Below are 23250 nucleotides of genomic sequence, written 5' to 3'. Positions count from 1 at the left end.
AGCCTCTCTATCGCATAAACACGCTGTACCACCGGCAAAGGGCCGATATAATGCGGCCCTTTGCCGTCGCTCCGTCTGATGATGTTGCGCACTGGCCTTTGGCCGCAGCCTCCGTGGAAGAACCTAATGAAAAGCGCAGAAATCCGTGAAGCCTTCCTTCGCTTCTTCGAAGAGCAAGGTCACACCCGTGTCTCCTCCAGCTCCTTGATCCCAGGCAATGACCCTACCCTGCTGTTCACTAACGCGGGGATGAACCAGTTCAAGGACTGCTTCCTGGGCCAGGAAAAGCGCGCCTACACCCGCGCCGTCAGCAGCCAGAAATGCGTACGCGCCGGTGGCAAGCACAACGACCTGGAAAACGTCGGCTACACCGCTCGTCACCACACCTTTTTCGAAATGCTCGGCAACTTCAGCTTTGGCGATTATTTCAAGCAAGACGCGATCAACTTCGCCTGGACCTTCCTGACGGGCGTGCTGAAGCTGCCGAAGGAAAAACTCTGGGTCACCGTCTACGCCAGCGATGACGAAGCGTATGACATCTGGACCAAGGAAGTCGGCGTGCCGGCTGAGCGCATGGTGCGCATCGGCGACAACAAAGGCGCGCCGTACGCGTCCGACAACTTCTGGACCATGGGCGATACCGGCCCGTGCGGCCCTTGCACCGAGATCTTCTATGACCACGGCGCTGACATCTGGGGCGGCCCACCGGGCTCGCCGGAAGAAGACGGCGACCGTTACATCGAGATCTGGAACAACGTGTTCATGCAGTTCAACCGCACCGCCGATGGCGTGTTGCATCCGTTGCCAGCGCCGTCGGTGGATACCGGCATGGGCCTGGAGCGGATCAGTGCGGTGATGCAGCACGTGCACTCCAACTACGAGATCGACCTGTTCCAGAGCCTGCTGGCCGCTGCGGCCAAGGCCATTGGTTGCACCAATGAAGACCAGGCCTCGCTCAAGGTAGTGGCTGACCACATCCGTTCCTGTGGCTTCCTGATTGCCGACGGCGTGCTGCCGTCCAACGAAGGCCGTGGCTACGTGCTGCGTCGCATCATCCGTCGTGCCTGCCGTCACGGTAACAAGCTGGGCGCCAACGGCAGTTTCTTCTATCAGATCGTCGCGGCGCTGGTCGCCGAGATGGGCGAAGCCTTCCCGGAACTCAAGCAGAACCAGGCGCATATCGAGCGCGTGCTCAAGGCTGAAGAAGAGCAGTTCGCCAAGACCCTAGAGCAGGGCCTGAAGATCCTCGAGCAAGACCTCGCCAACCTGCAAGGCTCCGTGGTGCCGGGCGACGTGGTGTTCAAGCTCTACGATACCTACGGTTTCCCGATGGACCTGACCGGCGACATCGCCCGTGAGCGCAACCTGACCCTTGACGAGGAAGGTTTCGAGCGTGAGATGGAAGCCCAGCGCGTGCGCGCACGGTCGGCCAGCTCGTTCGGCATGGACTACAACAGCCTGGTCAAGGTTGACGTAGCCACTGAATTCACCGGCTACAAGGCCACCAGCGGTTCGGCCAAAGTGGTTGCCCTTTATAAGGACGGCCAGTCGGTTGATGTACTGAATGAAGGCGATGACGGTGTTGTGGTTCTGGACCAGACCCCGTTCTACGCCGAATCCGGTGGCCAGATTGGCGACTGCGGTTTCCTCAAGGCGACTTCGGGTCGTTTTGATGTGCGTGATACCACCAAGACCGGCGGTGCGTTCCTGCACCACGGTGTGTTGGCGTCGGGCAGCCTGACTGTCGGTTCGTCGGTCGAAACCCAGGTGGACGCCGACGTGCGCCACGCCACATCGCTGAACCACTCGGCCACGCACTTGTTGCACGCCGCGCTGCGTCAGGTTCTGGGCGAGCACGTGCAGCAGAAGGGGTCGTTGGTGGACAGCCAGCGCCTGCGTTTCGACTTCAGCCACTTTGAAGCGATCAAGCCTGAGCAGATCAAGGCCCTGGAAGACATCGTCAACGCCGAGATTCGCAAGAACACGGCGGTAGAAACCGAAGAAACCGATATCGAGACCGCCAAGGCCAAGGGCGCCATGGCGCTGTTCGGCGAGAAGTACGGCGACAGCGTGCGCGTACTGAGCATGGGCGGCGACTTCTCGGTGGAACTGTGTGGCGGTATCCACGCCAACCGGACCGGTGACATCGCCCTGCTGAAAATCATCAGCGAAGGCGGCGTAGCCTCCGGCGTGCGTCGTATCGAAGCGGTGACCGGCGCTGCGGCCCTGGCCTACCTGAATGCGGCGGAAGAACAACTCAAGGAAGCGGCCAGCCTGGTCAAGGGCAGCCGCGACAACCTGATCGACAAGCTGTCCGCTGTGCTGGAGCGCAACCGCGCCCTGGAGAAACAGCTGGAGCAGTTGCAGGCCAAGGCGGCCAGTGCGGCTGGCGACGACCTGTCGGCTTCGGCGGTGGACGTCAAGGATGTGAAAGTCCTGGCTGCACGCCTGGACGGCCAGGACGGCAAGGCGCTGTTGGCCTTGGTCGATCAGTTGAAGAACAAGCTCGGCCGCGCAGTGATCCTGCTCGGCGGTGTCCATGAGGAAAAGGTCGTTCTGGTTGCGGGTGTGACCAAGGACCTGACTGGCCAACTCAAAGCCGGTGATTTGATGAAGCAAGCCGCCGCGGCAGTGGGCGGGAAGGGTGGTGGTCGTCCGGACATGGCGCAAGGCGGTGGTGTAGACGCCGGTGCCCTGGACGCGGCCCTGGCCCTGACCGTGCCGTTTGTCGAGGCAGGTATTTAAGGCACTTTTAACTGGCCCGTGGTCTAGTCACGGGCCGGTGTGGTGCTGGTTGATTGGATATTAGGCGCCCCTTTACGGGCTGAGGCGGCTTAGAAATGGCTTTGATCGTACAGAAATTTGGAGGCACCTCGGTCGGCTCTGTCGAAAGAATCGAGCAGGTGGCCGACAAGGTTAAGAAGTTCCGCGATGCCGGCGACGACCTGGTGGTGGTGCTGTCGGCCATGAGCGGCGAGACCAATCGCCTGATCGATCTGGCCAAGGCAGTCAGCGGTGACCAACAGCCGCTGCCGCGTGAGCTGGATGTGATCGTGTCCACCGGCGAGCAGGTGACCATCGCGTTGCTGGCCATGGCGTTGAATAAGCGCGGTGTACCGGCGGTGTCCTACACTGGCAGCCAGGTGCGCATCCTCACCGACAGCGCGCATACCAAGGCGCGTATCCTGCAGATTGACGATCAGAAAATCCGTACGGACCTGAAAGCCGGGCGCGTGGTAGTTGTAGCAGGCTTCCAGGGTGTGGACGAGCAGGGCAACATCACCACCCTCGGGCGTGGGGGTTCGGACACCACCGGCGTGGCGCTGGCAGCGGCCCTCAAGGCTGATGAATGCCAGATCTACACCGATGTGGATGGCGTCTACACCACCGACCCGCGTGTGGTGTCCGTGGCCCAGCGCCTGGACAAGATCACCTTTGAAGAGATGCTGGAAATGGCCAGCCTTGGTTCCAAGGTGTTGCAGATCCGTGCGGTGGAATTCGCCGGCAAGTACAACGTTCCGCTGCGCGTATTGCACAGCTTCAAAGAGGGTCCGGGCACCCTCATTACTATTGATGAAGAGGAATCCATGGAACAGCCGATCATTTCCGGTATCGCTTTCAACCGTGATGAAGCCAAGCTGACTATCCGTGGCGTGCCGGATACCCCGGGCGTGGCGTTCAAGATCCTGGGTCCTATCAGCGGTGCGAACATCGAAGTCGACATGATCGTGCAGAACGTTTCGCACGATAACACCACCGACTTCACCTTCACTGTGCACCGCAACGAGTACGATGCGGCCGAGCGGATCTTGCAGAACACTGCCAAGGAAATCGGCGCCCGTGAAGTGGTCGGCGATACCAAGATTGCCAAGGTGTCGATCGTGGGCGTGGGCATGCGTTCCCATGCCGGCGTTGCCAGCCGCATGTTCGAGGCACTGGCCAAGGAAAGCATCAACATCCAGATGATCTCCACCTCGGAAATCAAAGTCTCGGTGGTGATCGAAGAGAAATACCTGGAGCTGGCTGTACGCGCTCTGCATACCGCTTTTGAGCTGGACGCTCCGGCCCGACAGGGCGAGTGACGCAGTGCCTGGAAGGCGCGGTTTACCGCGCCTTTCCTTTTTTTGTCGGGCGCATGTTCTTTTGCGCGCGCTCGACAATACTTAGGCGGTAGGGCTATGGCCTTTGGGTTGTAGGTCGAAGGCCTTTTTTTTGCAGACTGTTGTTCCTGAACTGAAATGCGTGAGGAGAAAGGTATGCTGATTCTGACTCGTCGTTGCGCAGAAAGCCTGATTATCGGTGATGGCGAAATCACCGTGACCGTGCTCGGCGTCAAAGGCAATCAAGTACGTATCGGGGTTAACGCTCCGAAAGAGGTAGCGGTGCACCGCGAGGAAATTTACCTGCGGATCAAGAAAGAGAAGGACGAAGAACCAAGCCTTTAATTTTTATCGTTTTTTATGTTTGCAAACGGGGATGAACGTGGTTAATATACGCCCCGTGTTGCGGAGAGCTGGCCGAGTGGCCGAAGGCGCTCCCCTGCTAAGGGAGTACACCTCAAAAGGGTGTCGGGGGTTCGAATCCCCCGTTCTCCGCCATTATTTGCTTAGTACGTTGCAATCTGGTTTTTTCGGTAAGTTGTTGAAATTACTCGAAAAAATAGCTTTACATAGAGATTGAACGGCCTATAATGCGCGGCAACAAATGCACTCGTAGCTCAGCTGGATAGAGTACTCGGCTACGAACCGAGCGGTCACAGGTTCGAATCCTGTCGAGTGCACCATTTAAGAGTCAGTTGCAGTCATGCAGGTGATTCGGTTACAGCCAGTTGTGATCTGGTCTAAAAACACAATCTGCACTCGTAGCTCAGCTGGATAGAGTACTCGGCTACGAACCGAGCGGTCACAGGTTCGAATCCTGTCGAGTGCACCATACAAACAAAAAGCCCGCCTAGTGCGGGCTTTTTGCCGTCTGGGGTTTGTGTAGGATTTCTTCTTTTTCCCTCGCTTTCATGTGTTTTCCTCATCCGCTGCGTCGTCGCAGTTCATAGATGCGGCCTTTGCTCAGCTTTGGCTCGCAAGCGCTTGTTCTTTCCAGTTTTTTGACGTTTAAAGTGGCCGGGCGGTGTATCATTGCGCCCGTCAGCCCCGCCGGGGCTTGTGGAATACCTCCATGGACTTACCCAGTAGTTACTCAGTACCCCGTTTTACCAATCATGAATTGACTGATTGATCCTTCCGGCGTGCCCCGCTGCTGGGAGTGGAGTTCGCCTATGACCGAAGTAGAAGTAAAGAAAACGCAAGAAAGCCTGCAGGATCGCCTGGCTCAAGTCATCGAGCTACTGCAGCGCCAGCGCGTGGTCGAAGACCTTACGCACCGCCAGGATGGCCCGAATAACAACCTGGTTGAAAACCTGGTTCACCGGCAAAACCTCGTCGAGTTGCAGCGCAAGCTTGACGACCTGCACTCCGCCGACGTCGCCTATATTCTCGAAGCCTTGCCGCTGGATGATCGACTGACCCTATGGCAGTTGGTCAAGGCCGACCGCGACGGCGACATCCTCCTCGAAGTATCTGACTCGGTTCGTGAAACCCTGATCGCCGACATGGACGATCATGAGCTCCTGGCTGCAGCCAAGGAGATGGACGCCGACGAACTGGCTGACCTTGCCCCTGAGCTGCCTCGTGATGTTGTCCATGAGCTCATGGAAGCGTTGGACACTCAGCAGCGTGAGCGTGTGCGCTCCGCGCTTTCCTATGACGAGGACCAGGTCGGCGCCCTGATGGACTTCGAGATGGTCACCATCCGCGAAGACGTCAGCCTGGAAGTGGTCCTGCGTTACCTGCGCCGACTCAAAGAGCTGCCAGGCCACACCGACAAATTGTTCGTGGTGGATTACGAAGGCATTCTCAAGGGTGTGCTGCCGATCAAGCGCCTGCTGGTGAATGATCCGGAGAAGAAAGTTGCCGACCTGATGGCCAGTGACACCGTGAGCTTTCATCCGGACGAGGATGCCTATGAAGCAGCCCAGGCATTCGAGCGCTATGACCTGATCTCGGCGCCGGTCGTCGACAAGAACGGCAAGCTGATCGGTCGTCTGACCATCGATGAAATCGTCGATTTGATTCGTGAAGAAAGCGAGACCGAAGTCCTCAACATGGCGGGTCTGCGTGAAGAGGAAGACATCTTTGCCTCGGTTTGGCGCTCGCTGCATAACCGTTGGGCGTGGTTGGCCATTAACCTGATCACAGCCTTTATCGCGTCGCGGGTTATCGGCTTGTTCGAAGGGTCGATCGAGAAGTTGGTGGCGCTTGCAGCGCTGATGCCGATTGTGGCCGGGATCGGCGGAAACTCGGGTAACCAGACGATTACCATGATTGTGCGCGCCATGGCGCTGGATCAGGTCAGTACGGCCAACTCGTCGCGCCTGCTGCGCAAAGAGTTGGCGGTGGGCCTGATCAATGGCCTGGTGTGGGGTGGGGTGATCGGTGTGGTGGCTTACTTGCTGTATGGCAGTTGGTCGCTCGGTGTGGTGATGACGGCTGCGATGACTCTCAACCTCTTACTGGCGGCGTTGATGGGGGTATTGATCCCGATGACCCTGGCTCGCCTTGGGCGCGACCCTGCCATGGGTGCCAGCGTGATGATCACGGCCATGACCGACAGCGGCGGTTTCTTCATCTTCCTGGGCTTGGCAACGATTTTCCTGCTCTGACTCCATCCTGCGGGGGCACATCTGCCCCCGCTTTGCATTATCTTCCCAAATCCCAGGCAAAAAAAAGCCAGCACTTGGCTGGCTTCGGCTTTCAGTTGCGGATCAATTGGCTTCTGCGGCCGCCTCAACGTCGTGCGCGATAAGCGAAACGAGAGCATTTTGCTGGCGGTGGGAGAGTTGACGAAAACGCTGCAGCAGTTCGCGTTCGTGCAACGACAGCTCTGGGCTGTCCAGGCGCATGCTCAACTCGTCGCCCAGCGCACCTTCCTGAATGAGGCTTTGTTCCAGGCGAGCGATGATTTCGGAGTTCATGCTGCGGTGATGATTGCGAGCCACCTCGGCAATGCGTTCACGCATTCCGTCTGGCAGACGTACGACGAACTTGTCAGCCGTACGGCTGGAATAAATTGCCTGTTTCAATGGGCGCATATATTTAACCGGTTAGTTCAGGGGAGCGGTTTTTGGAATTGGCCGCAAGATGAGTGTTAAGACAAGGCTCACGACCAAAGTTCAACCTGAATTGCAAAGAGGCCGCATCATGCCTCAGATTTGACAGTTCCTTGGCGTCAATTCTGTGACAAATATTGAACTGCCTAAAGGCTTTATGCCAGCACTCATTTACATTTTTGCGGACTGGTTGGAAAATTTTTCACCGTGTGAATCCACGGGGGAACTTCCGCAAGCCCAGGCCACCACAGGGTTTCAGGCCGCACATGCTATACCAAAGTGGCCTTTTGCCCTTGGTTTTAAGACTAGTGGCAATTTGCCGATATGCGAGGACCAGGCGACATAAGGTCGGGCGTGGCGGGGATCAGCGCAGGACGGGGTCGAATTTGATACGACGACCCACGATGAGCGTCAGCAACAAGAGAGTGGCGAATACACCACAGGCGATGAAAGCGGTGGTGGCGCCGTCTTGAGAGTCTTCACCCAAGCCTAGAACCGCTGTGACAACGGTCAGGCAAAGGAATAGCCAGGCATATTTGGTCATCAGGGGCTTCCTCAGAATACCCAGTGTTCAGATGCAGGTGCCACTTGGGTATCCTGGGTCAGGCGTATGGGCGATTGCACGTTCGGTGCCATCACCGCCAGTTGCGGACGTTGTTGCAAGTGATGAGGGACGGCCTGGGTGATCTGCGCGGGGTCGTTACTGTTGCTCGATTGAAAATGGAACATGAGCAGTGCCGCCAGGGCTACGGTGTTGAGGGCTAACAGAAGGGCACTGTTCATGATTATGTTCTCCGCTTAACGCCGTGGTTTGTTAGGGTTTGTAGGAGAAGTATTGCAGGTGTCATGCCAATGTATTATTTCAATAAAATCAGAGGCTTAAGTCTGATTTGAGAGACTTTCAGGTTGCAATTTGCAATGATGGCATTTCGCGGGAGTGCATTTTGCACGATGCGGTTCTTGCGCCTGTATCGACGGGGTCAAGACACGGTCCGCCCGGCAAGTATCTGCCTACACTCAAAAAGCCTACGGACGACATGACAAAACCTAACCTGGCCGTTAACATGCACGCCGTCCGTCGCCGCTTGCCAGGCGCGGCGCCTGTCATTTGTCCCAGTAGCTCAATTGGATAGAGCATCCCCCTCCTAAGGGGAAGGTTGGCCGTTCGAACCGGCCCTGGGACACCATATTTCATTGGGCTTTCCGCCAAACTCTAATCAGGTTTCAGTCTTCGCGGGTGCATGGCGGGTGCATCAGCATCGGTGCCCTGCGTGCTGTACGTCTGAATTCCTGAACCAGCACGTGACTTCACACGTCTTAGAAATATAAGATCGCCGGCCCGTGACGTTGACGCATATGTCAACTATCTTCATCTCCACGGCGGATTGCAGATATCTGAGATGAAGCCGATAAAGCCTTTGTGCAGATTTTTCTGCCCAAAGCGAATCGTTGGCCGACTGACCTTCGGCCGAGGAGAAAAAATGACCATTACCCATCTGGTGTACGTTAAGCCGACCGGGGAAAAAGAGCCCGTAACAAGCTTTGACATTCAGCAGATGCGCGCTTCCCTTCAAAGCGGGACTGTGACAGTTCCGCGCGGGTTAACCCCCGATCAGTTGAGGAAGTGGCTGCGAGAGATGGAGAGCAAATGACCTATACCGTCGACTTGAGTGAATATTTTCGGAAAATCTATTTTGGCTTTCCGGAAAAAGATTTCAATTTAGTCGCGGCATTCATCTCTCATGTTGAAAATCATGGCTTGCAAGGCTGGAAAGGCCTTACCAAGTCGAGCGCATTGGTACCTCTCGATTATCCAGATCGGGAGGAGCGCATAGCTTTAGCGAAAGAATTTAACCTCTGGCATAGCCACATTGGCTACCCATTGTGGACCCCGCCGAGGGATGGAAGCAGTTATCCCTATACCTCCGATTGGGTTATCCACTATCAGCACTTCCCGTCTAAAGATCGAATTCGCATCGTCGATTATCGGCATCATGACCCGTTCAATTTGCCCACCCGGGCCGATATGAAATAAACCGGAGAGATCCGGTTTTTTTACGTCTTCAGATCGCGAATCCTTAGCACGGTTGTTGTTGAACAGCTGGCGTGTCTGGCTGTTGCGCGGATTCCGAGGCCGGCGCTGAGTAGTTCAGTCACGCGCTTGTGCAAATCGGCGTCCACCGGCCGTCCCTGATATTTGCCGGCGGCTTTGGCTTTCTCGATCCCCTGGGCCTGGCGCTCGCGGCGCTGCTCGTAATCTTTACGCGCAATGGCGGCCATCATTTCCACCAGCATTGAGTTGATAGCCCCGAGCATCCGCCCGGTGAACTCGTCGCCCTTGGTGTCCTTCATTCCCTGATGGCTGGTCGGAAGGTCAAGCGCGACGATGCGCAGGCCCTTGGAGTCGATCGCAGCCTTCAGCTTTTGCCAATCCTCCACCGGCAAACGGGATAGTCGGTCTATCGACTCCACCAGCAACACGTCACCCTTGCGGGCATCCTTGAGCAGGCGCAGCAGCTCAGGCCGATCTGCGGTGGCGCCGCTGGCGTTCTCAAGGTACACGCTGGCGATGACCTTGTTATGGTCGCTGGCGAACTGCTCAAGCGAGGCGTGGGCACGGCCGGCGTCTTGTTCTTCGGTGGAGGCTCGGAGGTATGCGCGGATGAACATGATGGGTGCCTGTATCAGTTAGGGCGTTCTACTAATACTGTTGCACTTTGGGTGTTCTTTATCAAGCGGAAAGCCCGAAAAAGGCAAAATAAGCCTGTATCTGGATAGGCATACCCATTTTTTATAGTCTTTCGCGTAGGCAAAAAAAAACGGCTCAGGGCCGTTTTTTTTTGTTAACTCAAGTTAACGGTTATGCAGTGGCAGGTCACAATCCACGAGTAACAAGCCAGCGACAATACCTGCACCTATGTTGCTTAGGGTTGAAAGAACACTTTTTACGGCATTATTAACAATTTTTCTAAGCATATTTCTCATAGGTTTATCCTCCATTTTATTGGTTTCGTCAGGTACTACACTATTTTTTACGTCACTTCTCACACTGTCTAAGGTAAAAAAAACAAATGAAATCAGCAACATAGATGCAGTTATTGCCACCAAGGGAGTCGAACCCTTCCCCACCATATTCGTTTAGCGATCCTTGCTAACCTGTGTGACGAATTATCCACTATATTCAAATTATTGTCAAGCTAGTTGTTGACTTTATTTATTTTGTGTGTTTTCGATTTTCGAGATTGTTTCATTTGCATTGGATTGGTGAACGAATCTAGCTCCTACAGATAGGTCCGCTTGGCCATACGGTAATCTGACGCTTTACTTCATGGACGAAACAGATGACTCGGCTGTCCAAAAAAAATAGGGAGCGTTCATTCGCTGAGGCCGCCTCAAAAGGGCTGGGCGAAGCTTGGCACCTAGAAAATATCGCTGAACCGTTGGATTTCATCGTTCATCCAGCCGGCGGCGCGTCGTTCGGACTTGAGGTTACGGAGCTGAACGACAGCCCTCTTGATGGTGGCGGTTCATCGCTCATGGAGGCGCGAGGTAGGCAGCAGTGGAATTTGCGCGAGATTGTTAGGAAGTACTACGACAGTGGCGGACGTCCTGTGCGTGTAAATTTATTAGGTGATCTGTCCGATCCTGAAACCATTGCCGACTGTCTTCTGCGTGAGGCTGCAGCACTAGGCCTCACTGAGGTCATCATCAATTCCGAGAATGTGAAGATGTGGGTGCTTCCGCTACCATCTGATCAGAAAGAGTTTCATCGATATGAGAGATGGCAGGTAGCAGACGCAGGGTTTGTGCGGGAAATTGGGATAGAAACGGTGGAGCTGGCTATCGAGAAAAAAGCCCTTTGCTTGAATGCGTACCGGAAGAAGGCAGACAGCGTGGATCTCTTGCTTGTGATAGATAGAACCACCGAAGCGGGACGCTTTACTGTCCCGCATACTGCTTCCTTAGCTACGTGCGGCTTCCGCAGAATTATTCTTTTGAACTACCCACTTGACGTTCACATTCTCGCGATTGAGTAGGTTCGGCGAGTTACATCTGGTCTTCTGCGTAAATGGCGGCACCGATGATCGCGCCTCCTACCCGCCGTTTGCCGTAACAGAGCGGTACCGGGTTACCGGATGCCGTGGTGTTCTTGGCACTGCCGAAAGCGTAGCCAGGTGTGTTTTCGGGCGCGGCGCTGGTCTTTAGACCGCCAGGCTGGGGGCTGAGCATTTGGATTACGCCGCCGGCCACGAGCGCAATCCCTGGGGCAAGCGTTGCGCCGTTGGTAAATGCGCTGGCCACAATCAGCACAATGCCGACGATGGTCTGAAGTATCCCGGCGCGCTTGCTCCCGGTGATCACTGGAACCACCCGTATTTCCTTGGCTCCGCCGAGAGTCAACTCGGATTCGCCTACGTTCTTCCTGTTACGGAAAATTGCGAACTCCAGGCCGATAGACCTTGCTCGCGCGATATCGCTCAGGAAGCCCGGGTGATTGACATCGATTGCCCTCAGCGCCTCCCTGGTATCGCCATGAGTGGACAGGGCATAGGTGTGTCGACGGCCATATTTTTTGGCCAGTGAGCCACTGAGCAGAATGGTTGTGCGTGGTGAATATTCGATGGCAGTCATACCCGATCCTCAGCGTAAATAGCCGCGCTGATGATGGCGCCGCCCCAGCGTCGGTGGCCGATGCAGAGAGGTACGGGCAAGCCCGATGCCACAGTATTTTTCGCACCACCAAAAGCATAGCCAGGTGTGTTCTCTGGCGCGGCGCTGGACTTTAAGCCCTGGGCTTGTGGGCTCAGCATCTGAATCACGCCGCCGGCGGCCAAGGCAATGCCTGGCGCGAGAGTTGCGCCATTTGTGAAGGGGCTCATAACGATCAGTACAGCCCCTATGATCGTTTGCAAGATGCCTGCGCGCTTACTGCCTACGATCACGGGAGCGATGATGATGTCTCCCTGGCCCTGGTAGTTGAGCTCACTCTCCCCAATGTTTTTCTTGCCCCGAAAAACGGCGAATACCAACCCGCGCGACCTGGCGTTTGAGATAAAGCGCTCCAAGCCGGGAATCTGCACGCACAGTGCTTTCAAGGCTTCTGCCGGTGTCCGCACTGCAAGGTCGTAGGACCTGCCGAACTGTCGGAGCTGGCCGTAGAGCTTGATGGTAGTCATAGGGGAGTTATCGAATGCTGTAGCGGCCATGGGGCCTCCTATGGATTGGTCGAAGGGGCTGGCAGCCCAAGGCGAATGGCGAGCACTGCGCGCGACATACGCGCCTGGTCGATGGTCAGTTGCTCCTGGCGCGGGTCGTAGTTCCACACCCGGTTGTAAATCGTCTCGCTGGCCCGGGCGCCGCGAAATGTACCCCTCAGCAGGTCGGCCGAAACCCTGGCCTCTTCTTCGGTGAAGAAGGGGCCGTCGACTGTCACCTGTTGGCCACCACTGACGTGCTGGACCTCCCACACCGTGTAACCGGCGTCCGGCCCCTGGATCAGTTCGTAGGGTTTGAATTTCTGCGTTTTGCACGCCTCGGTAAAGCGCTCTTGAAACGTCATGTCTTCTTACTCAGAGAATCAGCCGGCTGATGGGCGCTACCAATACTTGCGTAGCGCACGGATGGTCAGTTAGGCCGCTTCGGATTGATCAGGGGTCGCTTTTGCAGAGGTGCGAGTGGGCATTTTCGCCAGCCACTCGCGAAGTGCTTCGGAGCCCTCGCAGCCCGATCGCCACTTCTCAAATCGGCCGGTGTACCCATTCGAATTGGCAACCATGCCGCTCAGTGCGACACCGGCATTGGAGGCTGTGGCCAGCACGTCATCGTAGATCGCTAGCATCTGCTTGAGCCCTTCAATGTCTTCGGCGCGCGACGCGGCAATGCCTGCGCGCGAAAGGCTGTCAGCGGCCTCTGGCGATAGCCCGGATAGCATTGGGTTTGCCCTAAGCACGGCCTCTACAACGTCGGGGTGACTACCTGTTCGGGCTTCAGCTACTAGCCGCTGACGCTCCTCCGGCTTGAGGCCTCGCACGATGGCTCGCAGCTCCTGATCAGCCAGGAAACCAACAACGTCCGAGCTAGCGCGAGGCGTGACCGCTGCAAACCCGCTGGCGACTGTTTGGGCCAGCGTGAGCATATCTTTTGCCGCCTTCTCCATCGCAGGCATCAGGGCGGGGATGATTCCATCAATCTGCTCCTTGCCCTTGCGCTCAATGGCTGCGGCGTTGAGGTCCTTGTTTTCGCGAATCGAGAGGATTTCTTCGCCGAGGTCCTTGAACGCCTCTAGCGACAAACCCTGCAAATGGCGAACAGACTTCAGCAAGCCACCTGCCTGCCAGGTGCCTTTCGTGCCATCGGGGCGCTGAATATTGAAGGTTCTTGCCTCTACCTGGGAGTGCTCGTATTCGGAGTAGTGGAGGTTGGCCAAGCCAACTTTGAGGACGGATCGTTTGCCGATTTTCATTGGGTTACCTTTTGATTGTCTGGCCATGGTTCGGCCGGTTTTGGTCTGAGGCTTCGCTCAGGATCTCGAGTAGGGAAACGTTGTCTCGGGTGCCACCGCCGGCTGCTGCTACGTGCAACTCGTCCATAAGGGCGCTGATCTCTTGCACGTCACGATTGAACTGAGTGAGCCCGGATTGCTGGCGCAGCTTGGCCACCTGGCTACGGATGTTCATGGCGGGCCTCGATGATCAGTCGGTACTGTTCGGCGACGTGGTTTTTGATGTCTTGCCCGTCAGCCAATGGAGGGAAGATCCAGGCGCCAGCGCTTGGGAATGGCCGCATATCCATCACACCTACTGGAGCGGGACGGCGGAGACTTTCAATTGCTCGGACGTGGAGAATGAACGCCTCTGCCAGATTGGCCGCGTCATAGCTGTTCATGGTGCACAGTGGGAAGTGCATGACCGACTGTACGCCGAGGACGGGATAGTTGAAGGAGTGGCCCACTGTCTTGGGGTAGTCCATCTCCTCCTCAACCGCGTCAACCCTGCAGTCCACCACCGTCAACATAACGAGCACTGTTTCTTCGTCTTCGGCGCCGATCTTTTCTGCAATTCGCTTGAGCTCGGCGCGCATCCACTTAATGCTCATTGCCGCATTCCCTCCATCTGTTCGCGGAGTTCTTCGACGGCCTTCTGTAGCTCGGCAACCTCGATGACCCGGGCAACAGCGCCTAGCCCTTCGATCAAAGCCTTGCCCTGGTCGGGCGGTAGCTCGCCGGCGGCAACTGCGCGAAGGATTGATTTGGCTGCGCTGGGCAGGTCGGTGTCGTCCAGGTCGAAGCACACGGTCTCGGCAGTTGGTTTGATTGGTGGTACCAGACGCTCAAGGATCAGTCGGCAAGCCTGCATATCGCCCTTCTTGGCCGCTGTCAGAACCTTCTTTGTCACGGCGTCTGCACCTTCCGCGAGTCGGGCGCGCAGCTCTTGCGTCTGGCCAGAGCGGCCACCTGGATTGCCTGACTGCCCCGGCTTCCATTTGCCGGCTTTATCGCGATCAGTCATGCGGTGGGCGATTCCATGGCTATGACCGGTTTGTTTTCAGCGAGAGCTATCAGAAGGGCGGATGCTTGAACGCTTCCGTCGGCTGCGGCTTCGCGAAGGCGGCCCCAGGCGGCGGCAACTTCGGATCGAGTTGGTTTGTGCTGGCGTCCTCGGGCGGGCTTAGCTGTGTTCATAGATGCTGCCTCGAATGGGTTTTGAGTGGCTCAAAAACTCACATTAGGCATGATATGATCATTTATCCAGTGCTTTTTAGGTGCACTCTAGGTGATACACATAACCGGATTAAACGGGACTGAAATAGTTAGTTTTGGCGGGATTGAAGAGGGCGTTTTTGTTGCAGTAAGTCGGGGATAGGCAAAGTGATACGCAGCCGGGTTTTCGGCCCAGGCCGATCTCAGATTGAGGATGGAGCGGGGGGCCGACCTACCGTTTCGGTATGTCAGGTTTCCGCGCCACGTTTTGCGATATGTGAAAACGTGGCGCGGATATCCGATGCCGCGGCGTAACTACCGAGCAATCCTCGTCAGTTTGATCAGGTGCAGCATTCATCGCAATACCTGTTCCAGCCTGCTGTCAGGAGGAGTTAGCGCCAAGCAGACCAAACGGGCCGATTCGGCTCATCTGGTCTGTTTCATTGAAAGGGATTTGGCCCCAGTGGCGGAATGGGGGTCTGCACGTTATGCAAGTCTCTGATGAGTTCTTGCAGCTGTGTTGGATATTCCGCACCTGGGCTCAGGTCGAAATATCGGCGAGTGTTCAGTTCTGTTGGCAGGGTGGCCGGTCGACTGGTCTGGCGAACTACTGGAATAAACTTGGAGGTTCCTACGTTTCTCATGAGTTCGCCGGTTACCATCGTGTGCTCGTAACCCACCCCGCCTTGCCTACCAATTGCCTTCTCCACATATGCTTCAGTGCAAATTACCAGAACGCGGTCTGCTTCGCGGATGGACCTTTCCATAAAGCCCGCTAGATCTTCACCTCCTCTAACGTGCCATTGATCTAACGTCGCATCGATTCCGTTGGATCGCAGTGTCCCTGCCAGCAAGGCAACCCACTGCCGGTGTTCCGGCGAGTCCCACGAGTAGGATATGAAAACTTTGGGAGGCCTAGGCTGAGGTGGTAGTAGGGGAAGATTTATAAGGTTGGCTCTCACCAACACGCCAACGAGATCAATATCTTTTACCGCCCAATGGGTGCGGCAGTGCTCCAAGTTCCTAGTGTTGATGTCAAGGTCCTGGTAGAGAGTCCTTAATACAGCTTGTGGTATCGGAGTCACTGCTGGATCTATGGCGAGAGTGATCCGAAGCTCGTGTTGGAGCTGTTGTATTTCAGTAATGCGTCCTACCGTGGCAGGCTGATCGCGAAAGTCCTCATATGCAAATAAGGCTGGCATTTGTTTGAGTTGCTGTAGCGTGTCGGGGGAAAGAATCTCGAACCTGTTTCTCAGTATCTGAACTGTGTGCTCAAGGTATCTGCCCGTAGATAGTGACCATGTAGGGCTATCCCAGTCGTCTTCACCGGCCGTCATCAAAAGGTTGTACATCAAGCGCTTCCTTGAGCTTTAGCTCTGTGGTGATCCTTGGCACGCTAGGGCATGCCTCTAAGGGATGGGGGGCGAGAGGGAGCATAGCTGACGCCCGGCCGGCTTGCTTTCGAGCTTTCAGCATTGGGCGTCAATGGTTGCTGAAGAGATCAACACAAGTCTAGTGAGACCAAAACGTCTCAGTGAGACCAAATCGTCACACATCGAGATATTTCACTGTGGGAGCGAGGTCGCGCGGGGCTGTGGGCTGCAGTCCATAGACGTTCGGGCATACGTCCGCGCCGCGCATCCCAGACTCAATATACTTACGCTTGCTGGTATCTAATTGCTTGAGGAAACGTCGCGGTCATCTCGAAGCATCTGCGTCATGAAAATTTTACAATGCTTGTTGAGTTGTGCACGAAATAGATGGGCGTCGAATTGCCTAACGAACTTGGAAGTATTTCGAAGGAATAAACAAACACAAAAAAAAGGCGGTGCTTTACTTGCCCAGTATTTTCAACCTGCTCTCCGTTGCAGATTTGGTTTTAGCGCGAGCCTCTACAGCGCTATCATGGATGAGGTTGTCCAAAGCAAAAGCATGAATATCATAAATTTGAAAAGGCAGTAGCATCATCCTGTAACAGCCTAAAATAAAATAACCGGAGACCATTGAAACCAAAATAGTCCGATCCAGCATCAAGTCGGTTTTAGCCGCAAGCAAAGCTAGTAGCGAAAATCCCAAGCAGCACAAAAAAGAAAACAAAGTATTAATTTGCGACATAAGCATATACTTAGTTCTAGCAGCATATATTTTTGTTTGCTCAAGAGTCATTTTCGAGACGAACTGGCTCCGCCCCGAAAAAAGCATGGCAGTAATAACGAAACCAATTATCACACCGTCAAATGTGATTATCGAGTTCAGAAACCCATCGTCAACAAATCTTGCAAAATAGCCGCCAAGAGCTGCGCCTACTATAAAGATTGAAAAATTCCATAGTAGGTAGGCTCTGTTGCTCTTTGAAGTGTTAGCAATAGTCGCAAGAGCGTCATTGACTTTTTTTGCGTTCCTTAACTCTTCTGGAATTAGGTATAAATATCTCATTATTCACTAGCTCCCCGTTGTCATCAAGTATCCTCTCACCCTTTGCGTCTAGAGTGGTAAGCTCTTCTAGGTAGAGGACCATTTTACGACATAGTTCACCTCTATCAGGATTTTTCCCACCTGCATCAGTAACATGAATCGTCCGCTTAATCTTATACTGGGAAACGTTACGTATCGACGACCCACTATTCAAATGAATGATCACGTTTTCGATTTCTTCTAGGTCCTGCGCCTCAGAATAAGCCTCAATCACTTTAGCAGTTGGGAGCTTATCTTTCGAGCGCCAGTCGACCGTTAGCATGCCAGAGCTAGGCATATAGCTTCTGACCTGTGAAAGCACACCCAGTAATTCATTATCGCTATCAGTCGCTGCACGACTCATGCCAACAGTGAAGCCTACAGCACCTCCGCCAGCATCAATTTCTTGTTGAAGTCCGCCGGATATTGCATCAGTAAAGAAGAACGTCGACCGTCGGCCTAAATTTATTTCTTTTGCTTTTTTATTAAGGTAACGCTGGATATAATTCACCCCGCCGGTATTGCGTGTACTTTCAATAATGGCGGCGCCACCAAAAACAAGAACATGCGAGATTTCGATAAATTCAGAGCGTTTTTTTTCATCGCTTTCATTATCGTCGACCTCATCTTCCAATAATTCACCATCGATAATAGCGTTAAGTGAATTTGGGTCCGGAGTTAGGGTTAAAGGTATTAGGCCTGGCTCATATGACCACACCTCAAACAAACAAGTGTTTTCATCTAGTTTTTTATAGTTATTGAAGAAGTAACATAGTTGCGGAATAAAAGTGGAGTCTCCCAACGTCATTCCAATCGTCCAGGTACGCTGTCCAACGGTTGGTAGATTGACGTGTAATGCGTCCATCAGATCTACCAGATTCAGCTCCTCCCCCGGTTTTTGGACGGAAAATTTGATCGGCTTGAGTTGTAGCGTTCTGCTCAGCGGCTTGAGTACAGCGTTGGGTCCCATAAAAATCCTTGAAAGGTCATAGGACTGCGCTGAATGACTACCCGCTCGTCCATGTTGAGCATGCCTCGTCACACGTCCACGTAAGTAGGCTAGACGAAGCTAATTTCGGCATCATAGTGCAATCTGCATTAAACGTGATGTGTATTTGATGGCAGTTCGTCAGTAGGTGCTCGGCTTGTAAAATCCTCAGCACCCTTAAAAATGCCAGATTCCTGCCCTATGCTTTCGCGACTTACTCCTTAATTTATTGATTAATAAAAGAAATTTTATAAATTTCCGGTCGCGCCCCGACGGCTTACCTGTATCGGCGCTTGTCTATAAGAGGGGGCTGGAGCACATCGGGAGTGCGAATGAACGGTTCTGGTAAAGAATGGGCGTCGTAGTTGGCGTGAGGCATTTATGCAGCTGCGCTCGTCTGGCTTGTTGTGCATCTGAATTATCTACCTGGCGTCGACCAGGTCGTGCGTCACCCGGCAAGCGTTGTCACTCCCCGCTCCTTGGCCGTTTCTGTGTGACGGCTGCCCCTCCATAGCTCAAATCCAGGTGGATGCCGTTTCCAGGAGCGAGACGCCTTTTACGAGATGCTCACGAAACTACCCAGCATTCGGGTAGATGCCACGCAACCTCGTTTTATCTCGCCTGACCATATACCCCATTTTTTGGCAGCTGCAATTATTTTACGGCCTTTGTTGCGTTACCCGTAACGGAGTGGCATGATCACTTTCCGTTACGGGTAACGAGGTGGCTATGACAGACGAGAAGAAACCGAAAGGCCTAGCCGAAAGGCAGCGCCAATTCAGAGAGCGGCAGCGAGATTTAGGGTTCGCTCAGCGGACAGTGTGGGTTCACAAGGAAGCAGAGGCGCAAGGGAGGCAGGCAGCACTGGATGGCCTGCCATGCGAGCCAATGAGCACCCGGCACCCACTGAGCTGGGCCATGGGCTGGATTGACGAAAAGAATAGGCAAGACCCGGACTGAGTTTTCAGCTCGGTAAGCGGCGGGAACGTCCAGTATTTGAAAGGGTGCCAACCCGGTGTGCAACCACCGGGCCGGCTATCGCAAGACACAACTTGAAGGTAGACGTCATGCAACTTTACCAAAATATCAGTAACGCTCTGAAAGGCCAAGATAAGTCCGAATTTGAAAGGGATGGCTCGGTAGGCACTGAGGTGGGTGACTCTAGCGCCGTACACCTGCCTCTCTTCACCGACAACCAGCGAACTATGGTGGTGGAGCTAATCCTTGCAGAGCGGCGCCACGCTACCCGGTGGTGGACGCATCTCAACGAGATGCGACGGCGTAAGGAGCTCCCTGAGTGGGTTGCGGCAGACATCGGCACTCATGATGAGCATGACCTTCTGCTTGAGAGTAGGAAGGCCGTTAATCAGGCTCTGTTCGGCTCGGATGACCTTGGCGGCGATCAGCAATACCGCGCGGTGGTGTTGGAGTAGGGCTGGCAAACTACGAAACCTTCGCAGCATTAAGGGCACTACCCCGAAACAGGGTGGTGCCCTTTTTTCATTTGTTGGCCGTTGGTGCCTTCTCGGCGAGATAGATAAGGTCTTTCCTCACCTCCTCGGCGCACGGTCTGCACATTCCAAGCATCGTCCAAGGTCGCCAGTCGAGAACAAGGAAAGTGAAGCCTCCGATGCGCTTACATTTCCCAGCATAACCATGAGTGCAGCGGGCCTGCTGGTAGGTCGTTGGTCCCATCTTAATAACCCCTGGTGGTGGTAATTTATAAAGGGTGGGATTTTTTCCGTTTACACACTCCTCTGGAGGCCCCGATTTCATTGAAAGGTACTGGGAAAAAATCCCAGTACTGCACCATTTCAGCAAAATAACCGGACGCAACCGGACAATGAGCGGGTGATGACTGGGAAAAATTCCGAGTACTAGGCGGAAAAATTCCCACCGAAAAACTCGAAATCAGATGAACTTGAAGCGCGGTGGCCCAGGGGAAATCTCGAGCTCCTTTCCCGGGCAGTCGTCAATTGCTGCCCACGTGACCGCATACAGCGCGCAACGGGCCATTCCCTGCTCTCTGCCGCCCTTACGGCTCTCCCTTGTGCGAACGATCAGCCCAGCCTCCATAAGCTCAGCGAGGGCTGAGGCAAGCGTCTTCGCGTCCATAGGCTTACCCTTGGCCATCATTGAGGCAGTGCAAGAAAGATCCCCGTTATTGCGGCCGTTGTAGTTCCTGGCCAACTTGATCAGCACCGTTACCGCCTTGGTCGACAGATTGTCGAAGGCATCGCTGACCAAGAGCCGATAGGGAAGCGCCAAAACACGGCCGCCGCCAAAATCGACTTTGTAGGATTTTTTTCTGGCCATTAGCGGCTCACAGGCAGGCGGAACGGGTGTCTCCGTTATGGAGGCACCCGCTACCTTTGGATTACGACGCTTCGCGCATCAGGATGTACTTGGCGACGCGGTGAGGTGGGCGGCCTGGCTCGGTGGACTGGTGCGTCCAGTAGGTGCGGATTTCGTGCCCCTTTTTCCTAAGGCGCCGAATGGTATTGGGTGGCTGGACGATGTCCAGGTCCTTGGCGGCTTCGATGGTCGATACCGGCCCGTTTCGCAGGGCCTCCATCATCTTGCGGTCTTGCTCAGTTGAAGAATGACGTGTCATAGTTTGCCCTTCACGTTGGTGCTATCCAGTGTGTTTTCGCTAAGGCGGTGTTCGAGCACCGCCTTGGCAACCTCTCGCGCAGCCATGCGCAACCCCCAATCCTTATTCTTTTCGCACTTCACCGTGCGCCGACCTTTGCTGCGCGCTCGATGAAGGCCTTCAGCTCGGATGCCAATGCCAGGCGCCGACGGCCGATTTTGAAAGTCTTGATTTCGCCTTGAGCGATTAGCTCGTAAGTGGCCGAGCGCGAGATACCCAGGATGCGGGCAGACTCTTCGACTCCCACCGATAGCGGTGCCATTTGTTGCTGAGCTTGTTCCATGGTTATCTCCCTAAATTCCGACGCCGAAGCGGGTGTCGGCTGTTGCTAGGTTACAACGCATAAATCTATCAGTGCAAGCAAATGCTAAACAGGCTCGTACTCGCACGGATTGACAGCGGTTTGCGTGTCACGCAAGCTGTGAATGTCAGGTCAGTAAGGCTGACCTCATCAGAGCAGATGGAAGGGTATGGCTACTAAGACGAGCAAACGCGCGGGCGAAACGAGCACTACTGTGAGCGTTGGGATTCGGATTGACCCGAAAATCAAGTTCGCGCTCGATATTATGGGGCGCCTGCAAAAGCGCTCTCTGACTGCGGTGATTGAGTGGGCGATCCTCAATACCTTAGAAAGAGAATATCTTGACCAGCACACAAACCTATCAAGCGAGATAGATCAGATTTGGTCCACGGACGAGATTAATCGGCTAGTCAACCTCGCTGAGCGGATGCCCCAAGCTTTGACGTACGACGAGCTCAGAATTTGGGAGACGATCAAGGTTTCTCGATATTTCTGGGGTGTAAAGGAAGGATCGGCCCTTTATCCGAATAAACTGAACGTGCCACTTCTTCGCGAGAACTGGGAAGAACTTATGCAACACGTGGAAGAGAACAAAACTAGCAGCTACGTGAAACAGTTTTTTGAACCAATCCCTTTCTAGATCAACTCCACTGCAGCGGCTTTTGTCCCCGGCGCAAGGTGTGCGTAGCGCAAAGTCATCTTGATATCGGCGTGCCCCAGCAGATCCCGTACCGTGTTGAGCGGTACGCCGGCCATTACAAGGCGTGAAGCGAAGTCGTGACGCATATCGTGCCAACGGAACCCGTCGATCTGAGCCCGCTCAAGTAACTTGAGCCAGGCGCTTTTGACGTCCTCAAAGCGACCGCCGCCCTGACCTGGGAAGACATACGGCGACTTGCTCACCTGCTTCTTCCAGGCTTCCAGCACACCTATAGTCTCCTTGTTCATCGGGATGTGGCGCGTATCGCTTGTCTTGGTGGTGGCCCCGGCGACTGTGATTGTCTTCGTGTCGAAGTTCACCGCTGACCATTTCAAGTCAAATAGCTCTCCGCGCCTCATGCCTGTATTCAACGATACCAACACCATTGGCTTCAGGTGATCGGTGAAGGGCAGTTCCAGCAGGCTTGGCATCGGCTCTCTGTGGCGCTCCGTCCGCCAGGTGTTTGCACTCTCACGCTCGGCCCTCATTTCGTCCTGTCTAGCGTCCAGGGCGTCGCGCAGGCGCTTGGTCTCGTCAGCAGCCAGGTAGCGAATCACCCCCTTTGAATCGACTTTGAGCTGTTTCAGCTTGGCCAGCGGGTGTGTGTTGATGTATTCCCACTCAACAGCGCGACTGAAAACACCACTGATCGAGCCCATTTTTCGATTCACCGTCGAGGCCTTGTTGCCGGCCTGCATCCATCCGGTGCGGATCTGCTCCAGGTCTCGTCCGGTGATCGCGTCCAGGCGCTGGGCCATGATTGGGTCGAAGTTATTACTGAGGGTATGCTGCGTCTTCTCGTGGCCTTTGTGATGAGCCTTGAACCACGGCATATAGGTGTCTTCAATGAAGTCGCGCAAGGAGGGCAGGGTGGCGCCCCTTCGGCCTTGAGTGACCGCTAGAGGCTCTCCATGTGCTCTGGCTTCTGCGAGGTACTGAGTGGCCTCAGTGCGCGCTTGATCAAGCGTGAGTATGCCGACACGGCCTAATGTCTTCTTCCGGCCACGGGCCCAGGAGACGACGTAAGACTTTGCACCCGCGGCAGTAACACGCACGAATAGACCGCCGACGGTGGTATCGTGAACTTCGTATTCGTTGCCAGTGACCTGCAGTGATCCCAGCAGTTTGGCTGTTAGCTTCTCTTTCAATTTGTTCCCATGGGTGCATGGTGGGTGCAAAAAGAACTATACGGGGTCGTTTTTACGGACACAACCGGACGCTAAGGCCAATAAATACTGGGCCGCCTCAATGGTGGTTGGGCTTGATATGACCCTCCTAAGGGGAAGGTTGGCC

Annotated in this window: 27 protein-coding genes and 4 tRNA genes; 13 read left to right on the top strand and 18 right to left on the bottom strand. The window is 54.8% G+C overall.

Translation table 11 applies throughout. The features are described 5' to 3' along the window. The first annotated feature begins 126 nt into the window (after window positions 1-126). The 7 genes from alaS to mgtE all read left to right on the top strand — a co-directional run bounded on the left by alaS (window position 127) and on the right by mgtE (window position 6715). The gene (alaS, locus tag BMX59_RS28410; protein WP_093128197.1) at window positions 127-2745 is read left to right on the top strand and encodes an alanine--tRNA ligase; all 2619 of its coding nucleotides are present in this window, start codon (window positions 127-129) and stop codon (window positions 2743-2745) included. Between the two features lie 95 nt (window positions 2746-2840). After that, window positions 2841-4082, top strand: coding sequence for an aspartate kinase (locus BMX59_RS28405; protein WP_092242470.1), 1242 nt, complete (start codon window positions 2841-2843; stop codon window positions 4080-4082). Window positions 4083-4256: 174 nt separating this feature from the next. Further along, window positions 4257-4445: a carbon storage regulator CsrA gene (gene csrA / locus BMX59_RS28400; protein WP_003175645.1), complete on the top strand. Its 189-nt coding sequence runs from the start codon at window positions 4257-4259 to the stop codon at window positions 4443-4445. A gap of 62 nt (window positions 4446-4507) precedes the next feature. Beyond that, window positions 4508-4598 (top strand) — tRNA-Ser (locus BMX59_RS28395). Between the two features lie 108 nt (window positions 4599-4706). Continuing rightward, window positions 4707-4783: transfer RNA gene (locus BMX59_RS28390), tRNA-Arg, on the top strand. A 72-nt stretch (window positions 4784-4855) separates the two neighbouring features. Then, window positions 4856-4932, top strand: a tRNA-Arg gene (locus BMX59_RS28385). 340 nt (window positions 4933-5272) lie between these two features. Then, on the top strand, window positions 5273-6715 hold the full coding sequence (gene mgtE, locus BMX59_RS28380) for a magnesium transporter (RefSeq protein ID WP_092242473.1): 1443 nt from the start codon (window positions 5273-5275) through the stop codon (window positions 6713-6715). A 102-nt stretch (window positions 6716-6817) separates the two neighbouring features. Here the strand turns inward: mgtE and BMX59_RS28375 are convergent, their stop codons facing one another. The 3 genes from BMX59_RS28375 to BMX59_RS28360 form a co-directional block, all read right to left on the bottom strand. Beyond that, entirely contained in the window at window positions 6818-7144 is a 327-nt protein-coding gene (locus BMX59_RS28375; RefSeq protein ID WP_003175643.1) for an Arc family DNA-binding protein, read from the bottom strand. A 382-nt stretch (window positions 7145-7526) separates the two neighbouring features. Next, window positions 7527-7706, bottom strand: a complete 180-nt coding sequence (locus BMX59_RS28365) for a PA3371 family protein (protein ID WP_093128194.1) — start codon at window positions 7704-7706, stop codon at window positions 7527-7529. 11 nt (window positions 7707-7717) lie between these two features. Further along, window positions 7718-7945, bottom strand: coding sequence for a hypothetical protein (locus BMX59_RS28360; protein WP_093128192.1), 228 nt, complete (start codon window positions 7943-7945; stop codon window positions 7718-7720). A gap of 327 nt (window positions 7946-8272) precedes the next feature. Between BMX59_RS28360 and BMX59_RS28355 the strand changes: the two genes are divergently transcribed. The 3 genes from BMX59_RS28355 to BMX59_RS28350 all read left to right on the top strand — a co-directional run bounded on the left by BMX59_RS28355 (window position 8273) and on the right by BMX59_RS28350 (window position 9197). After that, window positions 8273-8349, top strand: a tRNA-Arg gene (locus tag BMX59_RS28355). Window positions 8350-8643: 294 nt separating this feature from the next. After that, on the top strand, window positions 8644-8814 hold the full coding sequence (locus BMX59_RS30600; protein WP_175486723.1) for a hypothetical protein: 171 nt from the start codon (window positions 8644-8646) through the stop codon (window positions 8812-8814). Further along, a complete protein-coding gene (locus BMX59_RS28350; protein ID WP_093128190.1) occupies window positions 8811-9197 on the top strand; it encodes a hypothetical protein in 387 nt (128 codons plus the stop codon). The genes BMX59_RS30600 and BMX59_RS28350 overlap by 4 nt, the downstream gene beginning before the upstream one ends. A 20-nt stretch (window positions 9198-9217) precedes the next feature. On the opposite strand, the gene BMX59_RS28345 is transcribed toward BMX59_RS28350, so the two are convergent. Further along, window positions 9218-9832 (bottom strand): recombinase family protein, encoded by a 615-nt coding sequence (locus BMX59_RS28345; RefSeq protein ID WP_093128188.1) that lies wholly within the window; start codon window positions 9830-9832, stop codon window positions 9218-9220. A 671-nt stretch (window positions 9833-10503) separates the two neighbouring features. On the opposite strand from BMX59_RS28345, the gene BMX59_RS28340 reads away from it, so the two are divergent. Then, window positions 10504-11199: a hypothetical protein gene (locus tag BMX59_RS28340; protein WP_093128186.1), complete on the top strand. Its 696-nt coding sequence runs from the start codon at window positions 10504-10506 to the stop codon at window positions 11197-11199. A 10-nt stretch (window positions 11200-11209) separates the two neighbouring features. On the opposite strand, the gene BMX59_RS28335 is transcribed toward BMX59_RS28340, so the two are convergent. The 10 genes from BMX59_RS28335 to BMX59_RS28290 form a co-directional block, all read right to left on the bottom strand. Continuing rightward, entirely contained in the window at window positions 11210-11794 is a 585-nt protein-coding gene (locus BMX59_RS28335) for a tail assembly protein (protein WP_093128184.1), read from the bottom strand. Continuing rightward, on the bottom strand, window positions 11791-12369 hold the full coding sequence (locus tag BMX59_RS28330) for a tail assembly protein (RefSeq protein WP_093128181.1): 579 nt from the start codon (window positions 12367-12369) through the stop codon (window positions 11791-11793). Before BMX59_RS28330 ends, BMX59_RS28335 begins: the two co-directional genes overlap by 4 nt. 8 nt (window positions 12370-12377) lie before the next feature. Next, a complete protein-coding gene (locus BMX59_RS28325) occupies window positions 12378-12722 on the bottom strand; it encodes a hypothetical protein (protein ID WP_093128179.1) in 345 nt (114 codons plus the stop codon). Between the two features lie 69 nt (window positions 12723-12791). Then, window positions 12792-13625 (bottom strand): hypothetical protein, encoded by an 834-nt coding sequence (locus BMX59_RS28320; RefSeq protein WP_093128177.1) that lies wholly within the window; start codon window positions 13623-13625, stop codon window positions 12792-12794. Between the two features lie 4 nt (window positions 13626-13629). Continuing rightward, window positions 13630-13839 (bottom strand): hypothetical protein, encoded by a 210-nt coding sequence (locus BMX59_RS28315; protein WP_139212940.1) that lies wholly within the window; start codon window positions 13837-13839, stop codon window positions 13630-13632. Then, entirely contained in the window at window positions 13826-14257 is a 432-nt protein-coding gene (locus BMX59_RS28310; protein ID WP_093128175.1) for a hypothetical protein, read from the bottom strand. The genes BMX59_RS28315 and BMX59_RS28310 overlap by 14 nt, the downstream gene beginning before the upstream one ends. Further along, on the bottom strand, window positions 14254-14670 hold the full coding sequence (locus BMX59_RS28305) for a DUF5681 domain-containing protein (protein ID WP_017529439.1): 417 nt from the start codon (window positions 14668-14670) through the stop codon (window positions 14254-14256). The genes BMX59_RS28310 and BMX59_RS28305 overlap by 4 nt, the downstream gene beginning before the upstream one ends. A gap of 631 nt (window positions 14671-15301) precedes the next feature. Next, window positions 15302-16213, bottom strand: coding sequence for a toll/interleukin-1 receptor domain-containing protein (locus tag BMX59_RS28300; protein ID WP_093128173.1), 912 nt, complete (start codon window positions 16211-16213; stop codon window positions 15302-15304). 481 nt (window positions 16214-16694) lie between these two features. Beyond that, window positions 16695-17297: a hypothetical protein gene (locus BMX59_RS30350; RefSeq protein ID WP_139212939.1), complete on the bottom strand. Its 603-nt coding sequence runs from the start codon at window positions 17295-17297 to the stop codon at window positions 16695-16697. After that, window positions 17242-18285 carry a hypothetical protein gene (locus BMX59_RS28290; RefSeq protein WP_093128169.1) on the bottom strand — a complete coding sequence of 348 codons (1044 nt, stop codon included), beginning with the start codon at window positions 18283-18285 and terminating at the stop codon, window positions 17242-17244. The genes BMX59_RS30350 and BMX59_RS28290 overlap by 56 nt, the downstream gene beginning before the upstream one ends. Window positions 18286-19370: 1085 nt before the next feature. Here BMX59_RS28290 and BMX59_RS28280 point away from each other — a divergent pair. Continuing rightward, the gene (locus BMX59_RS28280) at window positions 19371-19736 is read left to right on the top strand and encodes a hypothetical protein (RefSeq protein ID WP_256573008.1); all 366 of its coding nucleotides are present in this window, start codon (window positions 19371-19373) and stop codon (window positions 19734-19736) included. Between the two features lie 478 nt (window positions 19737-20214). Here the strand turns inward: BMX59_RS28280 and BMX59_RS28275 are convergent, their stop codons facing one another. The 3 genes from BMX59_RS28275 to BMX59_RS28265 form a co-directional block, all read right to left on the bottom strand. Continuing rightward, the gene (locus tag BMX59_RS28275; protein ID WP_093128165.1) at window positions 20215-20619 is read right to left on the bottom strand and encodes a hypothetical protein; all 405 of its coding nucleotides are present in this window, start codon (window positions 20617-20619) and stop codon (window positions 20215-20217) included. Between the two features lie 61 nt (window positions 20620-20680). Next, on the bottom strand, window positions 20681-20917 hold the full coding sequence (locus BMX59_RS28270; protein WP_026067396.1) for a helix-turn-helix domain-containing protein: 237 nt from the start codon (window positions 20915-20917) through the stop codon (window positions 20681-20683). 118 nt (window positions 20918-21035) lie between these two features. Beyond that, window positions 21036-21239, bottom strand: a complete 204-nt coding sequence (locus BMX59_RS28265) for a helix-turn-helix domain-containing protein (RefSeq protein ID WP_017138396.1) — start codon at window positions 21237-21239, stop codon at window positions 21036-21038. Between the two features lie 187 nt (window positions 21240-21426). On the opposite strand from BMX59_RS28265, the gene BMX59_RS28260 reads away from it, so the two are divergent. Further along, entirely contained in the window at window positions 21427-21897 is a 471-nt protein-coding gene (locus BMX59_RS28260) for a hypothetical protein (RefSeq protein ID WP_093128163.1), read from the top strand. Here the strand turns inward: BMX59_RS28260 and BMX59_RS28255 are convergent. Beyond that, window positions 21894-23105 (bottom strand): site-specific integrase, encoded by a 1212-nt coding sequence (locus BMX59_RS28255; RefSeq protein ID WP_093128161.1) that lies wholly within the window; start codon window positions 23103-23105, stop codon window positions 21894-21896. The genes BMX59_RS28260 and BMX59_RS28255 overlap by 4 nt on opposite strands. Window positions 23106-23250 lie beyond the last annotated feature (145 nt).

The sequence above is a fragment of the Pseudomonas sp. NFR09 genome (genome assembly GCF_900111535.1).
Lineage (GTDB): Bacteria > Pseudomonadota > Gammaproteobacteria > Pseudomonadales > Pseudomonadaceae > Aquipseudomonas > Aquipseudomonas extremorientalis.
Note: the sequence above shows the minus strand (reverse complement) of the source record. Positions and strands in the feature narration are given on the sequence as shown.

Coding starts and splice junctions, on each gene's coding strand:
- alaS (WP_093128197.1), top strand. CDS start 127: ATGAAAAGCGCAGAAATCCGTGAAGCCTTCCTTCGCTTCTTCGAAGAG.
- BMX59_RS28405 (WP_092242470.1), top strand. CDS start 2,841: ATGGCTTTGATCGTACAGAAATTTGGAGGCACCTCGGTCGGCTCTGTC.
- csrA (WP_003175645.1), top strand. CDS start 4,257: ATGCTGATTCTGACTCGTCGTTGCGCAGAAAGCCTGATTATCGGTGAT.
- mgtE (WP_092242473.1), top strand. CDS start 5,273: ATGACCGAAGTAGAAGTAAAGAAAACGCAAGAAAGCCTGCAGGATCGC.
- BMX59_RS28375 (WP_003175643.1), bottom strand. CDS start 7,144: ATGCGCCCATTGAAACAGGCAATTTATTCCAGCCGTACGGCTGACAAG.
- BMX59_RS28365 (WP_093128194.1), bottom strand. CDS start 7,706: ATGACCAAATATGCCTGGCTATTCCTTTGCCTGACCGTTGTCACAGCG.
- BMX59_RS28360 (WP_093128192.1), bottom strand. CDS start 7,945: ATGAACAGTGCCCTTCTGTTAGCCCTCAACACCGTAGCCCTGGCGGCA.
- BMX59_RS30600 (WP_175486723.1), top strand. CDS start 8,644: ATGACCATTACCCATCTGGTGTACGTTAAGCCGACCGGGGAAAAAGAG.
- BMX59_RS28350 (WP_093128190.1), top strand. CDS start 8,811: ATGACCTATACCGTCGACTTGAGTGAATATTTTCGGAAAATCTATTTT.
- BMX59_RS28345 (WP_093128188.1), bottom strand. CDS start 9,832: ATGTTCATCCGCGCATACCTCCGAGCCTCCACCGAAGAACAAGACGCC.
- BMX59_RS28340 (WP_093128186.1), top strand. CDS start 10,504: ATGACTCGGCTGTCCAAAAAAAATAGGGAGCGTTCATTCGCTGAGGCC.
- BMX59_RS28335 (WP_093128184.1), bottom strand. CDS start 11,794: ATGACTGCCATCGAATATTCACCACGCACAACCATTCTGCTCAGTGGC.
- BMX59_RS28330 (WP_093128181.1), bottom strand. CDS start 12,369: ATGGCCGCTACAGCATTCGATAACTCCCCTATGACTACCATCAAGCTC.
- BMX59_RS28325 (WP_093128179.1), bottom strand. CDS start 12,722: ATGACGTTTCAAGAGCGCTTTACCGAGGCGTGCAAAACGCAGAAATTC.
- BMX59_RS28320 (WP_093128177.1), bottom strand. CDS start 13,625: ATGAAAATCGGCAAACGATCCGTCCTCAAAGTTGGCTTGGCCAACCTC.
- BMX59_RS28315 (WP_139212940.1), bottom strand. CDS start 13,839: ATGAACATCCGTAGCCAGGTGGCCAAGCTGCGCCAGCAATCCGGGCTC.
- BMX59_RS28310 (WP_093128175.1), bottom strand. CDS start 14,257: ATGAGCATTAAGTGGATGCGCGCCGAGCTCAAGCGAATTGCAGAAAAG.
- BMX59_RS28305 (WP_017529439.1), bottom strand. CDS start 14,670: ATGACTGATCGCGATAAAGCCGGCAAATGGAAGCCGGGGCAGTCAGGC.
- BMX59_RS28300 (WP_093128173.1), bottom strand. CDS start 16,213: ATGTACAACCTTTTGATGACGGCCGGTGAAGACGACTGGGATAGCCCT.
- BMX59_RS30350 (WP_139212939.1), bottom strand. CDS start 17,297: ATGAGATATTTATACCTAATTCCAGAAGAGTTAAGGAACGCAAAAAAA.
- BMX59_RS28290 (WP_093128169.1), bottom strand. CDS start 18,285: ATGGGACCCAACGCTGTACTCAAGCCGCTGAGCAGAACGCTACAACTC.
- BMX59_RS28280 (WP_256573008.1), top strand. CDS start 19,371: ATGCAACTTTACCAAAATATCAGTAACGCTCTGAAAGGCCAAGATAAG.
- BMX59_RS28275 (WP_093128165.1), bottom strand. CDS start 20,619: ATGGCCAGAAAAAAATCCTACAAAGTCGATTTTGGCGGCGGCCGTGTT.
- BMX59_RS28270 (WP_026067396.1), bottom strand. CDS start 20,917: ATGACACGTCATTCTTCAACTGAGCAAGACCGCAAGATGATGGAGGCC.
- BMX59_RS28265 (WP_017138396.1), bottom strand. CDS start 21,239: ATGGAACAAGCTCAGCAACAAATGGCACCGCTATCGGTGGGAGTCGAA.
- BMX59_RS28260 (WP_093128163.1), top strand. CDS start 21,427: ATGGCTACTAAGACGAGCAAACGCGCGGGCGAAACGAGCACTACTGTG.